We start from the raw sequence: 14,409 nt of genomic DNA on the forward strand, positions 1-14,409 counted from the left end.
TCTTTTTCTTTCATAATTTTCTCTCATATTTTCTCCTGCAATTTTCGCTTTTATCTGCTTGCCGTTTTTGCTAAAATCGCTCGTATGGAATTAAAAGAACGCTTGATTTTGCTTGCAGACAAATACGAAAATCCTGCATTTTTAGACAAAGACCCTTCAAAGTTTATGCACCGCTATCTTAAAAACTCTGGCGAAAATGAAGATGCACAAATCATTGCATTTATCGCTGCAAACCTTGCATTTGGCAGGCGAGAGCAGATTCTTTCTCATGTAGAAACAATTTTAGATATGATGAAAAAAGCCGAAAAAAAGCCTGTGCAGTGGATTTTAGACGGCGATTTTGAAATTCATTTTCCTAAAACAGCAAATTCTTTTTACAGAATGTACACCTTTAATGATATGAATGTGTTTTTTAAAAGCCTTCAAAAAATTCTAAGAGAAAATACGAATCTCGGTTCTTATTTTGAAAAAAAATGGCAAAAATCTTGTACTCAAAAAAATGAAACGATTTTTCTTCATCAAGTCTTAAGTGCAGAGTTTACAGAAAAATGTTCGCTCATAAGCGTTTCTAAAGGAGCGGCTGCAAAAAAATTGAACATGTTTTTGCGCTGGATGGTGCGGACTTCTTCTCCAGTGGATTTGGGACTTTGGACCTGGTACGATAAATCAAAACTTTTGCTCCCCTTAGACACACATGTGATGCAGGAAGCGGTAAGATTTGGATTTTTGCAGCAAACTCCTTCTGGAAAAATTCCTGGCGCAAATTTAAAAACTGCAATATCTCTTACCAATGTTATGGAAAAATATTTTCCAGGCGACCCTACACGAGCGGATTTTGCGCTTTTTGGTCTTGGCGTTGACGAAGAGCGTAACAAAACCGAGAATTAAAAATAATCCTCAATGTAAAATCCTCAACATATATGCAACAGCTCAAGGCTCTTATTTTCTTAAAAAATGATTTGTGCTACAATCCTACACATCATTGATTTTTACGGTAGGTAAATTATGGCTAAAGACGAAAAGGTTGCTGTTGACGTTCATGCATGCACATTGGACAAAATTATCTCACTTTGCAAAAGAAGAGGCTTTGTATATCAAGCTTCCGAGATTTACGGTGGACAAGCAGGTGCGTGGGATTACGGTCCATTGGGAGTCGATTTTAAAAGAAATATTCAAAACGCATGGTGGAAAGAAATGACTCAACTCCACGATGATGTTGTCGGTTTGGATTCTGCAATTTTTCAACATCACACAACATGGAAAGCGTCTGGACACGTCGACCATTTTTCAGACCCAATGGTAGACTGCCTTGAATGCAATGCTCGCCATCGTGCCGACAAATTGATTGAAGACTTTATCGCAGCAAATCCAGACAAGGCTACAGAAAAACCTGTGGACACAATGAGCCACGAAGAAATGAAGGCATTTATCGATGCAAATATCAACTGTCCAACCTGCGGTTCAAAAAATCGTAAATACACAGCAGTTCGCGAATTCAACTTGATGTTCAAAACATATCAAGGGCCAATTGCAGACGACTCTCATTTAATCTATCTTCGTCCAGAAACCTGTCAGGGAATTTTTACAGATTTTAAGAACATCGTCCAATCAAATAGGATGAAAATTCCTTTTGGAGTTGCACAAGTTGGAAAATCGTTCCGCAACGAAATCATATTTAAAAATTTCATCTTCCGCACCTGCGAATTTGAGCAGATGGAAATGGAATATTTTTGCAAGCCAGGAACAGAAGATGAAACTTTTGAACGCTGGAGAAACGACCGCTGGGCATTCTATTTAAAATACGGCATTGCAGAAGACCACTTAAAATGGCACAGGCACGACAAACTCGCCCACTATGCAAAAGACGCTTACGATGTAACATATAAATTTCCAATCGGCTTTGAAGAAGTCGAAGGAATTCATTCGCGCACGGATTTTGACCTTTCTCAACATCAAGAATATTCAAAAAAAGATATGTCGTATATCGACCAGGACGACGGAAACAAAAAATATATTCCTTATGTAATAGAAACTTCTGCTGGCTTAAACCGCAATTTCCTTATGTTCTTGTGCGAAGCATACGAAGAAGAAAATGTTGGCAAAGACGGACAGGAAGATTACAGAACCGTTTTGCATTTAGATCCACGCCTTGCGCCAGTTACAGTTGCAGTTCTCCCACTCATGAAAAAAGACGGACTTGCAGAAAAAGCAAAAGAGATTCAGCATCTTTTAAAAGAAGATTTTGTTACAGATTTTGATGTTTCAGGCACAGTTGGAAAACGCTATCGCAGACAGGACGAAATTGGAACACCATTTTGTGTAACCGTTGACTACGAAACAATCAACGAAAAAAATGATGACGGCTCAGAAAATCCAAATTACAACAGTGTAACCGTTCGCTTTAGAGATTCAATGGAGCAGGAACGGGTAAAACTTCAGGATTTGCATACTTTCCTTTTTAACGCAATAAAAAATTACAAGCCGGTTGTGCGCAAATAAAAAATTGAATTTTTAGAAAGGGGTGAGGGGGGAAGCCTTCCCCCTGGTTCGCACTTCGTTGCTCACACACCCCCTTCTCCTAGGGGCGCAGTAAAAGTCAGCTCGCCCCTAAAACCCCAAAGAGAAAATCGCTATGGATTATGTACTTTTAGGCAAGTCAAATCTTCTCGTAAGCCGCACGGCGCTTGGTGCAATGGCACTCGAAAATATTGCAGATGACGAGTCTGCAACAAAGATGATAGAGCAGGCTTATGAGGCGGGAATCAATTTTTTTGATACAGCGCGCATGAGCGAAGAAAGCGAGCGACGCCTTGGGAGCGCTTTGCACGGTTCAATAAGAAAAGACATCTATGTTGCAACAAAAACAAAATCGCTTACAGCACAAGCAATAGCAAAAGATGTAGAGTTAAGCCTTGCAGCGTTGAAGACAGATTATATCGACTTATATCAACTTGATGTTTCCAGCTGTTTACCAAAACAAGGCATAGATGATAAAGTTTTTGACTTGCTTCAAAAATTAAAAACCAACGGCATAATACATCATTTAGGGATTTGTACCGAAAATTTTGAAATTGCACGCGAACTTATAAACAGCGATGGTCCTTGGGAGACCTTGCAATATCCTTTTAATATGCTTTGCCCCGAAGAAGTTCAGGAACTGGTATTTGACTGTAAAGAACGAAATCTTGGTTTTATTGCTATGCAGCCCTTGTGTGGAGGCGTAATACAGGATATTCCGCTTGCACTGGGATTTTTTTGCCAGTTCGATTATGCAGTTCCCGTTTGGGGAGCCCACAGCAGCGAAGAATTGAGACAGATTCTGTACTTTGCAGAAAATCCTCCAAACATAGATTCCAAATTTTTGGAAGAAATAGAAAAAGCCAGAAACTTTTTTAATTAGTAAAGTTATTTTTTATTTTTAAGCCACACCTCCTGTGTGGCAGGGATTGGAGTGGCGGCAAAGCCGTTGGCGTAGCCAATGGAGCGGGAGCGAAACCACGCAAAGCCCGATTTTTGCTTTAGCAAAAAGCCACCCATAAAATATACAAAATCAATTTTTTTATTTAGCTATTTACTCAAATTGAACTGCTGCAGAATATCGGCCGATTCTTTTTTGTTTAAAACACGAACGATTTTGTTTGTGCCGTTGTCGCTTTGTACGGTTAGTGTTCTGCCGAAAGAATCGGATTCTCCCAATATCGAAACCAGCGGATTGCCCGGAGAGTTAGGATTTACATCTGTAACTTGACCGATTTTTCCGTTAGAAAGATAAACATATGCACCAATGGGAAAGAGAGAAAGAGAATAGAGAAGCGCTTTTATGACTGTGTCGTCAAATTGTTTGCCTTCGTTTTTAAGGATTTCTATCATTGCGTCGTAACTTGAACGAGCTTGTTTAAAATGTCGTGGGGCGGTAATCGCTTCGAATGAGCAGGCAACGCCGATAATTTTTGCAAAAATGTCTATCTGGTTGCCAGAGAGTTTTCTTGGATAACCAGTGCCGTTTTCCCTTTCGTGGTGCTCTAAAATTCCCATTTGGATTTGACCTGGAAAATTGTTTTCTTTTGCAATGTTAAAACCTAGAACTGCGTGCGTTGCAAGTTTTGCTTTTTCTGCTGGAGAAAGGATTCTGTCTGTCATGTAGAGTTGTGGAGGAAGTCTGATTTGCCCGATTTCGTGCAGGATGCAAGTTATTCCGAGGTCTACGAGTTTGGAAAGTGGCATAGAAAGTTGCAATCCAATTACAATCGCTATAACTGTTGAACGCATGCTGTGGCTTATAAGATAGTTTTTTGAAATTTTATCTTGAGTTGGACTTATTCTAAGAACATAGCGTCTGTTTTCTTTTATAAAAACGCAGAGCTCTTTTACGGTTTCGCATAAATCTTCATAGTTTAAGGTCTTATGCGTAGCATATTTTGTATAAACCGCTGTTATGTAGTTCATATATTCGTTATAGATGGTTTGGACTACAGCCATTCTGGATTTTTCATTATTCGCCAAAGCCGAGTGTGCTTTTTCTATAACTTTTTTTACAGAACTGCCCATTTCTTCAGTTTTATTTTCTTTTTCTTGTGGTCCAACGTTGTCAATATCCACATTTTCAAAATCTGTAGAAACTGGGGCAGATGTTGCTTGAATACCTTGCGAACCTTCTGAATATACGAGTTTAAAGTCCCATTCCAAAAGTGCTTTTCTTAAGGAATTTGTGAAAGGACAACTTGAGTTTAGAAGAATAAACTGGTTATCTAAGACTAAATCTTGTGAAAAAAAAGAATTATCCTGTAATGATGCTACTGAAAACGAGTTCATAAACCTCTCCACTTAGATTATCGTCCAAAATCTCCAATTTGTTAAGTTTAAATTAAAGATAAAAAAAGAGAAGAAAACTTACACTTTTCTTCTCTTCTTAACATGGAGAGCCGTTTTATGAATATGCGGCGATTTGTCTTTTTCAGGGCGACTGGATGTTTGGGTAAAAATTTACCCTACGCCCTGATTTTTCTAAAGACATTTAAATTATCGACAAGGCAGATTTTTTCTTTAGATGATTTTACAGATATTTTTGATATTCGCTTATCGATTTTTTTAAAAGTTCATAGATTATTTTTGACTGGAAAAATGCGGATTTTGTTTTTTCGCCAGGTTTATCGTTAGGAAATGTTTGTTTTTCTAAAATTTCGTTCAGTTTTTTTTCTGTTGGAAAGACTAAGCTTGCTACCTCTTTAAAAGTTGAATTCATAATTTTTGAATCGATTTTTTGCAGTTCTTTTTGCGCTTGAACTTGTTCGTTTTCTGTTACATTTTTCAAGGACAATACTTTTTCGCAAATTTCAATTCCTTTTTGAGCAAGGCTGTAAAGTTCTTTAAACCCATTTTTAAGAGAAGATAAAGTATTTTCAAACAGTTCTTTTTTTTGCGAGATTTTGTCGGTTATTTTTTCACAGTTAAAAAATTCTTTTTTTAAATCGAGTTTTTCTTCTTTTTTTAAAAGTTCATCAATCGTGCAAAACTTAAATCCTGGAATTTTTAGAGAATTTGAAGCAAGCGAATATGAATGAATTTCTGGATATTTTTGAGTTTGGCTTTCAAACCACCAGGCAAACATCTTCATTTTATCGTCTGTAAAAACTTCGTTTCCGTCGTAATCTTTTGCCGTTTGAGTGTTTGCAGCTAAAAGATATGAGCAAAGTTTTGTTTCTGCATTATTTAATCGCGTGCTTTTTTTGTGAGTTTCTTCTTCGAACAAAGAACCTTTTATATGCGTTTCAAGCTGAGGATAACTTAAATCGAGACCTGCACAGTATATGTTTTTTGCACCTATAAATCTTGCAAAATCCCAGGCACTTGTGGAAACTGAACCACCGGCTCCTAATTCTCCTTTTTTCCCCAATTTGCTTTCAAAATATTTTCCAAGTGGCAAAAGCGAAGAACAAAGGACTTTTTTTCTGCATAAAAATCTGTATGCAGGCGGATATGCTGCGGATTCAAGTATTAAGACGCTGGATGCGCTCTTTAAACCTGCTATGTGCCTGAATGCATAATATTGCGGGTCGATTAAAAGTATAAAATCTGGTTCTACGCCAGCATTTAGGCAAGCTCTTAATGCTGTATCAACAGCAATCAACAAAAATCGCTTTTTTAATTCTTTTAGATGAGGAAGCACTTTTGAAAGCGAAGGTCCTGCGCTTATGATTATCGCATCGAGCGATTTTGGACAGAGGTTTTCATATATGTTTATCCCTTCAAAAAGTGAAAAATCCTTTATGTTTTTACAACTATTTTTAAGCCATAGTTTTGAAAATTTTTCTAACGTTGAATTATTCAACTCAACTTTTTTTTTGTTTCTTTGGATTAAGTTTTTTAAGGCTGTAAAATAATCCTTTGCATGCAAAGATTGCGCAGTGTTTTCGATTATTGCTGTATGGGAAAAACCTTCTGTGTTTTCTATGATGGAATTTGCTTCTTCTATGCCTGCTTGAATCAAAAGTATGAGTTTTTTGTGTTTAAATAATTCTGTCAAGTCTGTGTATTTGAATGCTAAGAAAAAGTGTCTGGCGGAAGGTTCAACGATTATTATCGCATCCTCTGGAAAGTTTTTTGCCCATTCTAATGGCGAGTATCCCAGCCCCATCGAAAAAAAAGCAACTGCTCTTATATTTTCACTTTTTGCTTCGTTTACTACGCCTTGAGCTTCTCTTTGAGGATCGTAAAAAGAATGAAGGAGTTTTCCGTCCTCTTTTGCAGTTGGAATTCCTTTTTTTGAAGGTAAAATTTCTAAAAAACTGAAATAGTCGTCGTCTGGTTCGTTTTCGATTGAAAAGCGTTTTGCAAGGGCTGAAAATCTTTCAAAAAAAAATTCTATGTTTTTATTCCAAAAAGAGTTCAATTTCCATACCTTCAACAAACGGCTCTCCTGCCTGTGGCACCTGTGATTTTACCCAACCGTTTCCGCTTATCTTTACTTTTATATCATTCCTGTTTAAAAGTTGCAGCAAACTTCGTTTTGGAAGTCCTGTAAAATCTGGAATGGTTTTTCCGATTTTAATTTCTTTGTCATTTTCGATTTTTATAAGTCCCGAATGCAAAAGGCTTGTTGCTCCGCCTCTGCTTAAGCCAAGGTGGTCTATTATCACGCTTGCGGCTTCTGCAATAACAGGGGCAACGATTCTTCCTGCATAGGTTTCTCCCTTTGCTTTTTCAATTACGATGTAGAGAATTATTTCTGGGTTTTCTACTGGAAAAATCGCTATACAGTTTGAAATAAAATCCGTTTTTGAATAACCACCGTTTACGGTGTCAGCCATCTGTGCTGTTCCTGTTTTTACACCGATTGAAATATCTTTTAAATTTGCCCTTGAACCTGTTCCGCTTTCTGCAACGGTTTGCATGCAATCCAAAATATACCTTGCAGTTTTTTCGCTGAATACGCGCTCTTGTGGTGTAGAGGTATGAACATATTCTTCAACGCCTTCGGGACTAGTTATTTTTTTTATTAAGGTGAGTTGAACAGGATATCCACCGTTCGCGATTGCTGTTGAAGCGTGAACCATCTGCAAGGCGCTTACAGAAATTTCTTGTCCTATTGCAATCGTTGGCTTTGAACGCGCAGACCAAAATCTGTCGCTAGTGCTACGAACAGATCCTGCGGTTTCTCCGGGTAACTCTATTCCAGTTTTTGAGCCAAAACCCAATCGCCTTATGCGAGCCAAAAATTGTTCGCTTTCAATTTTTTCCGACATCTGTGCAAGTGCATCATTGCAGGAATATTTTAGGGCATCTCTTGCGTTTATATCGCCGTGGTGGCCAAGACAGGTTATACGTATTCGCTCGCCGCTTTGAGTTCTTCTTTCGTAAACACCATCGCAATGGAAAAGTTCATCTGCCCTTATAGCACCGCTGTCAAAAAACGATGCGATAGAAAATATTTTAAAAACAGAACCAGGTTCAAAACTTTCTGTCGCAGGTCTGTCCTTCATCTCTTGTGTGGTTGCGGTTGTGTATTCGTTTAGGTTTGCAGAAGGCAAAGATATGTATGAAAGAATTTCGCCAGTTTTTGCTTCTGCAGCTACAAGCATTAAACTCTGCGCTTGAGTTGTTTCCATCGCATTTTTTGCAATTTTTTCAAGTTTAAATTGAAGATTCGCATCGATAGTCAGGTAAACATTTTTTCCAGAAGTTACAGGTTTTGAATCCGCCTTTGCAGGTGGAGAAAGGAGATTTTGCTGTGTGTATTCAATTCCCGAAAGTCCAACTCCGTCGTTACCCATGTAACCAATCGCTTGACTTGCGAGACTGTTTTCTGGATATATTCGCCCTTGAATTTTATCAAAACGAACACTGGATATTAGAGAGTTTTTGTCGGTAATCTCTTTTAAAATTTCGTAAGTGCTTTGGTCAATTTTTTTCTTTATATAGATGAATTGAGAATTTTTTGAATTTGTAATGGTTGCAGCAAGTTCGTTTTTGTCAATCTGCAAAACTGGAGCAAAAAGGTCAACAAAAGAATTTAAATCTTTTATAGAAGCAGGCGTAAGACCTACGTGGTAGAAATTTGTTGGAACTGCAAGGGGCTTTCCATTTTTGTCTAAAATTGAGCCTCTTTGGACGCTTTGCGTGGAAGGGGCAATTTCTTTTGATTTTGAAAACGCCAAAACTGCATAGTTATAGAATACGTAAAGGACAAAAATCGCTAAGAGGATATAAAGTACAAAAATTCGTCTTTTTTTTAAATATCCGTTCATTTGCATAAAACTTTGCCCAGCACATTTTTTACTGAAACAAAACCGTAATCTCTTGAATCCATAGATTCTTCATAGTTGTCGCCAATCGCAAGCACATAGCCTTCTGGAACTTTTTGAATATCTTTGAATGTTTTGTATTGATTTTCTGTAAGTGGAACGATTTTTTCACCAGCTTTTAAAGTATATAATGGTTCATCTGAATATTCCAGTAATTGACCTTCTGTCGATAAAACTCTTTTTACAACTATTTTGTTGTTGTAAAGATAGATTACAACATCATCAACTTTTGGCTTTTTCCATTGAATAAGCAGATGATTTGACCACGGTTTTATTATTCCGTAAGACAATTTATTTACTACAAGCATTGAAGAATCGTGAATTGCAGGTTCCATAGATCTGCCAGAAACGCGAAAAAAATCTATTACAAAGAGTTTTAATATAAAACCAGCAAAAATACCACAACAGATTATAAAAATAGAAGATTTAGTTGAATTTGAAAGTTCTCTGCGTAACATCTTTTTCTAATATAACGAAATTTTCGCTCCGATAATAGAGTTATGCAGGTTATAAGTTATGTAGGTTCGCAAACTCGATATAGAAATTCATATAGACCAAAAAATCTCTTTTTAAAATTAAAATCGCAATCGTATTTTTCAAAATCATATTGTTTGGAAAATCGAACAAAGTTTTTTGGCGATTTGAACCTCAAAAAAATTTTATATCTTGTGTCCGCCGTGTCAATTTTATTTTTTGTTCCCATAACTTTATACAAGGTTATTTCTCATTTTAGGAATTTTACAGGTCCAGTAAAGATTGACACAAATTTTGAAACAGAAACAGAAAACTTAAAAATGGCGATGGCAAATTTTGCCGTAGAAGGAATTTTTGAAAACGTTGATGAAAACGGCAACCTGCTTAACGAAGATGGAAGTATACTCACTGTCGATTCACTTGGAATTATAAAGGCGGTTTCTTTTACAGACTACAAGATAAAATCTGGGGAAACTATAAGTTCTATCGCTGTAAAATTTGGACTTACAAATATTTCGACTTTGATTGCGGTTAACAATATAGAAAATGTACGTTCAATTCGCTCTGGACAAACGATAAAAATTCCAAATCAGGACGGTCTTAATCACATAGTAAAAAAAGGCGACAGCATAAATTCTATTTCTGTAAAATATCATGTAAGTGTAGAAGATATTTTGGATGCAAATGAGCTTTCTGATGAGAGGCTTTTTATTGGACAAAAAATTTTTATTCCTGGTGCAAGGCTTGATTCTTCATCTTTAAAAAAAGCTTTGGGGGAACTTTTTTCTAATCCTATAAAATCTCGCTATAAAATTTCAAGTTACTTTGGAAAGAGAGCAGATCCTTTTACAGGTGTTGCTTCGTTTCATACAGGAATTGATTTGGCTTGTCCTGCTGGAACTCCTGTAAATGCAACTATGGGCGGAAAAATTGTTTATGTTGGCTGGAGCAATATTTTTGGAAACTATGTTATAATCAATCACGGAAACGGCTATCAAAGTCTTTATGGGCACTTGCTCAAAGTCTTGTGCCGTTCTAACCAGAATGTAAGTCAGGGCGAAAAGATTGGTTTAGTAGGTTCTACAGGCTATTCTACAGGACCGCATCTGCATTTTACCGTCTATAAAAACGGAAAACTTGTTGACCCACTGACTTTGCTAAAAAAATAAGGGATAAAATGATGAATGTTTGCGTTTGTGGTGGTTGCGGTAGAACGATAGAAAAGGAATTTTTATATTGTCCTTGGTGCGGACAGGCTAAAATGCACAACGATAAAGATGCTTTGGAAGCGGTTTTTAGAAATCTTGAACAAAAACAGGCAGAAAATAGAGAAAAAAGGCTTAAAAAACTCGAAAAACAACTTGACGACCTTGAACAAGACCTTTCAATTTTGGCTTTGAGCGCGGAGATGGCAAAATGATTAAAGCTCATCCTTTTAAGTTCAGGGCGATTTTTGCATTTATTTTTTTTTATTCAGTTTGTTTTCTCCGTGCAGAAATTTCTTTTGAAAATCCGAGCGTAAATTCAAGCGATAAGATTTTATTTTCGGTAAAAAATTCTAATTCACATTCCTATTCTTATTCGACGGCGTTTATGGGCGATGCTAAATCCCTTTCCGACACAAAAATTTTAACCTGCTATCCTGAAAAAATGGATATGCTTTTAAAAGGCGAAGTGCTTCAAATTAGAAATCGTTGGGGACTTGCACGCTGGTCTGTTGCTGATAATAATCTTTCATGGCTTTTTAAACCTTCTTCTATTCCAGAAAATTCTCAACGTCAAGTAGAATATAGCACGAGTCCAGATGGAAGATGGTATTGCTACATAAAAAAAACTTCGTCTTCGCATGGTCAGTTGATTTTGAAAAATTCTTCAACTTTGCAGGAATTTGTCCTAAATGGAAAGACAGAATTGAGTTATGACAGCGTCCCAGTTTTGTGGAATCCTGATTCGACGAGTTTTTTGTACGAAAAAAATGGGAATGTATATTTTTGCGAGGCAAAAGCTTCTTTCCAAAAATTGCAAATTTCAGAAAATTTCAGAAAAATTGGAAGTGGAACCATAAACTGTTTTTTTTGGGCAGATTCAAAATCGCTTTATTATGTAGACAGAGATTTAATTTACAAGATAAACGCAAACGAACTTTACACGAGAGCGCTTTATTCTGATGTTGTTGGAACTGGAGTTGTTGTAGGAAGACTCCCTGTTATTTTTGATGAAAAAAGGGATTCGTTTTCTGTAGATAAGAGTTCGTCGTATTTTCTTTTGGTTCAAGGGAAAAAATCATTTTCGTTTTTCAAAATTGAAGGCGAAACTTTTGAATATCTTTCTCCAATTTATTCTAAAATTATGACTTCTCCTAAAGGCAACATAATCGGAATAAAAGAATTTTGGCTTACAAACGACAAATGCTTGCTGTGGACAGATTATCTTTCGTTTGAAGCGAGCGATTTTTTTTCAGAACTCTTTGTATTTTCGTTTTCAAATTCTTCGTTCAAATCTGTAAAAACCGTAAAAAATGCAGGAAAACCAATTTTAAGTCCAGATTCAACAAAATTGTGCTATTGCGAAGGCGAAAATCTCTATGTTTACAATCTTTCAGATTTAAAACTTTTAGATGTTTTACAAGGCGAAAAGATAATCTCTTATGTTTGGGGAAATAACGACACCATCTATGCTGGCGGCGAATCGACTGTAAGGCAATGGAAACTTAATAAAAACAAAGAAGTAGGGCAGGCAGCTTTAAACGATGAAAAATCTTCTGACTCAAAAGTTCTTTTTCTTTCTGCCTGCAAAAATGTATTTTGGTCATCGCAAACTGCAATCTGCGGTGAAGACGTTGTAAAAAAAGACGTTTTTTATGATTTTGATGAAGTGAACGGTTCTTGGGCAAAACGAGAACAGCCACACGTTCAAAACGAAGGTTCTATTCAAAATGGCAAATATCGTGTTTTTTTGGGCGAAACACTCAATAAAAAATATTCCAACAGCCTTTATGTAAGAACTGTTTCTGGCAAAGCGGTTACCAGAGCGTATTTCCCTGAAACTGCAATAAAGGGCGGAAATTCAAAACAAATTTCAATTTTAATAGATGCTTTGGACGATTCTTCTGGTTTGAGCGAGATAATTTTAATCTTAAAAAAATACGATATAAAGGCGACTTTTTTTATAAATGGCGAATTTATCCGTCGCTATCCAAAAGAAACATCTCAGATTGCAAAAAGCGGATACGACTGCGCTTCTATGTTTTTTACAAATGCGGATTTAACGGCTAAAGGCTTTGTAGTTGATGAAGACTTCATAAGGCGCGGACTTGCAAGAAATGAAGATGAATTTTTTGTTTCCACAGGAAGTGAATTAAACCTCTTATGGCATGCTCCTTTTTATAAATCAAACGAAAAGATAAAATTTGCTGGAAAAAAAAGTGGCTATAGATATGTGGAAGCCGGAAGATTTTGTTTAGACACAATCACTTTGGAAGAATCTTCATTAGGAAAATCTGGTTACCTAAGCGCAGCGGATTTGGTTGAGTTTTATGCGGAAAATGCGACAGAAGGGGCTGTAATTCCTGTAAGCACTGGAATTTCAAAAGGAAGCCGCACAGACTATCTTTACGAAAAGCTCGACCTTTTAATAGAAGCCTTGATTCAACAAGGCTTTGAAATAGTCGATTTAAAAAAGATTTAGTTTTTTAAAATCTTAAGGCGACGAGTTTTCCTAAAAGTTTTTTTAAAGCATTCGCCTTTGTTACAGAGCGATCTGCAACCAGAGGAACTGTCTCTAAAACGGTATCGCCAAGTTTATATGAAATCTGTCCAAATACTTGTCCAACTTGAACGTCTTTGTCTATGTATTTTGGAATTTGCACTTGGGCAACTATGGAAGCGGCATCTTCTTGTACGGTTTGTGCTTTTATATGCGGAACTGTTATGCTGTTGTTCCACGCTGGAAGCAGATTTATGAATTTTTCTTTTGAACCTAAGCAGGCAACTGTATATGTTTGTGCTGTGTTTTTTTGCGGAAAATAATCTGCAAAAGAGGAAAATGCCCATTCCATCAGTTTTGTGCCATCTTGAACTCTGTAAAAATTGCCTTCTATTGAGTTTGTTCCTGGTCCTCTCATCGTTACAGATAAGAATCTAGTTTCTTCTCTGCTTGCTGTAAGCGCCAAATTATAACCACTTTCGTAGATAAAACCAGTTTTTAAACCGTCGCAACCTTTCAATCGATTTAAAAGAGGATTTGTGTTTTTTTGAGTTATTGCAAGGCTGTCGCCTTTTTCTGTTTGCCATGATGGAAGATTTTTTTGCAGAGGATAGGATATTTCATTTAATGAATGAAAATCTTTTAAACTTTGGGGATAGCGATTTATGTATATCCTGCAAAATTCTGCAAGTTCGCGTGCAGTGGTCAAATTATTTTCTGAATATCCGCTTGGCTCCTCAAAATGAGTCTTTTCTAGTCCCAAAGCCTTTGCTTCGTAATTCATTCTCTTTATAAAATCTTTTGTGTTTCCGGATATTCTATAAGCAAGTGCGAGTGCGGCATCGTTTCCAGAAGCGACTGCCAGACCTTTTAAAAGTTCATTTACGCTAACTTTCTGCCCCTGTCCCAAGAACATGAGGCTTGAGTCTCTCGGCAAGTTTACAGCCCAACTTATTTCTGGAGGTTCAACCAATTCATCCAGAGAAAGATTTCCTGCTTCAATCTCTTTAAACGCTATGTACATTACAAAAAGTTTTGTGATGCTCGCCGGCGGGATTATTTGGTCAGCATTTTTTTCAAAAAGGATGCAACCGTTACTCGTGTCTATTAGGATTGCAGAACCGCTTGCAAGATTCATTTTTGCTTCGACAGTCGGGTAGGGAAGCGGTTTTAACCCTTGTCCGCGTTGTTCAGAATATGTGCGATTTAAAAACGAAGTTAAAGTTGCACTCTGTTCTAAAGAAAGCGGTTTTACATTTTTTGGATTTAGATAAGTTGAAGACCACAAAAAAAACGAAAGGAAAAGTATGCAGAATAAGGCAACAACGCTCGATATGGCTACAACTTTTTTTTGAGAGGGATTCAAGTTTTTAATTTTTTGTGGGAGTTGATTTTTCATTCTTTTTATCTTAATGAAAATTAAAAAAAA

At 36.7% G+C, this 14,409-nt stretch carries 11 protein-coding genes; 6 read left to right on the forward strand and 5 right to left on the reverse strand.

Annotated elements, in window-relative coordinates; all coding sequences use genetic code 11:
- The first annotated feature begins 84 nt into the window (after positions 1–84).
- The 3 genes from FXX65_RS07170 to FXX65_RS07180 all read left to right on the forward strand — a co-directional run bounded on the left by FXX65_RS07170 (position 85) and on the right by FXX65_RS07180 (position 3,400).
- Positions 85–888 carry a TIGR02757 family protein gene (locus tag FXX65_RS07170; protein ID WP_147615701.1) on the forward strand — a complete coding sequence of 268 codons (804 nt, stop codon included), beginning with the start codon at positions 85–87 and terminating at the stop codon, positions 886–888.
- 117 nt (positions 889–1,005) lie between these two features.
- Positions 1,006–2,499 (forward strand): glycine--tRNA ligase, encoded by a 1,494-nt coding sequence (locus tag FXX65_RS07175; RefSeq protein ID WP_147615702.1) that lies wholly within the window; start codon positions 1,006–1,008, stop codon positions 2,497–2,499.
- A 133-nt stretch (positions 2,500–2,632) separates the two neighbouring features.
- A complete protein-coding gene (locus FXX65_RS07180; protein WP_147615703.1) occupies positions 2,633–3,400 on the forward strand; it encodes an aldo/keto reductase in 768 nt (255 codons plus the stop codon).
- Positions 3,401–3,567: 167 nt separating this feature from the next.
- On the opposite strand, the gene FXX65_RS07185 is transcribed toward FXX65_RS07180, so the two are convergent.
- The 4 genes from FXX65_RS07185 to lepB form a co-directional block, all read right to left on the reverse strand.
- Positions 3,568–4,812: an HD-GYP domain-containing protein gene (locus tag FXX65_RS07185; protein ID WP_147615704.1), complete on the reverse strand. Its 1,245-nt coding sequence runs from the start codon at positions 4,810–4,812 to the stop codon at positions 3,568–3,570.
- Between the two features lie 241 nt (positions 4,813–5,053).
- Positions 5,054–6,907 carry a motility associated factor glycosyltransferase family protein gene (locus FXX65_RS07190; RefSeq protein WP_147615705.1) on the reverse strand — a complete coding sequence of 618 codons (1,854 nt, stop codon included), beginning with the start codon at positions 6,905–6,907 and terminating at the stop codon, positions 5,054–5,056.
- On the reverse strand, positions 6,870–8,744 hold the full coding sequence (locus tag FXX65_RS07195) for a penicillin-binding protein (protein ID WP_147615706.1): 1,875 nt from the start codon (positions 8,742–8,744) through the stop codon (positions 6,870–6,872). Before FXX65_RS07195 ends, FXX65_RS07190 begins: the two co-directional genes overlap by 38 nt.
- A complete protein-coding gene (gene lepB, locus FXX65_RS07200; protein ID WP_147615707.1) occupies positions 8,741–9,259 on the reverse strand; it encodes a signal peptidase I in 519 nt (172 codons plus the stop codon). The genes FXX65_RS07195 and lepB overlap by 4 nt, the downstream gene beginning before the upstream one ends.
- Positions 9,260–9,301: 42 nt before the next feature.
- Between lepB and FXX65_RS07205 the strand changes: the two genes are divergently transcribed.
- The 3 genes from FXX65_RS07205 to FXX65_RS07215 are packed head-to-tail and all read left to right on the forward strand — an operon-like array spanning position 9,302 to position 12,962.
- On the forward strand, positions 9,302–10,444 hold the full coding sequence (locus tag FXX65_RS07205; protein WP_147615708.1) for a peptidoglycan DD-metalloendopeptidase family protein: 1,143 nt from the start codon (positions 9,302–9,304) through the stop codon (positions 10,442–10,444).
- 8 nt (positions 10,445–10,452) lie between these two features.
- Entirely contained in the window at positions 10,453–10,695 is a 243-nt protein-coding gene (locus FXX65_RS07210; protein WP_147613801.1) for a zinc ribbon domain-containing protein, read from the forward strand.
- Positions 10,692–12,962, forward strand: a complete 2,271-nt coding sequence (locus FXX65_RS07215; RefSeq protein WP_147615709.1) for a polysaccharide deacetylase family protein — start codon at positions 10,692–10,694, stop codon at positions 12,960–12,962. Before FXX65_RS07210 ends, FXX65_RS07215 begins: the two co-directional genes overlap by 4 nt.
- A gap of 4 nt (positions 12,963–12,966) precedes the next feature.
- Here the strand turns inward: FXX65_RS07215 and FXX65_RS07220 are convergent, their stop codons facing one another.
- Positions 12,967–14,379 carry a D-alanyl-D-alanine carboxypeptidase family protein gene (locus FXX65_RS07220; RefSeq protein ID WP_147615710.1) on the reverse strand — a complete coding sequence of 471 codons (1,413 nt, stop codon included), beginning with the start codon at positions 14,377–14,379 and terminating at the stop codon, positions 12,967–12,969.
- Positions 14,380–14,409: the final 30 nt, after the last annotated feature.

Origin of the sequence: Treponema pectinovorum (assembly GCF_900497595.1) — a bacterium.
GTDB classification, from domain to species: Bacteria; Spirochaetota; Spirochaetia; order Treponematales; family Treponemataceae; genus Treponema_D; species Treponema_D pectinovorum.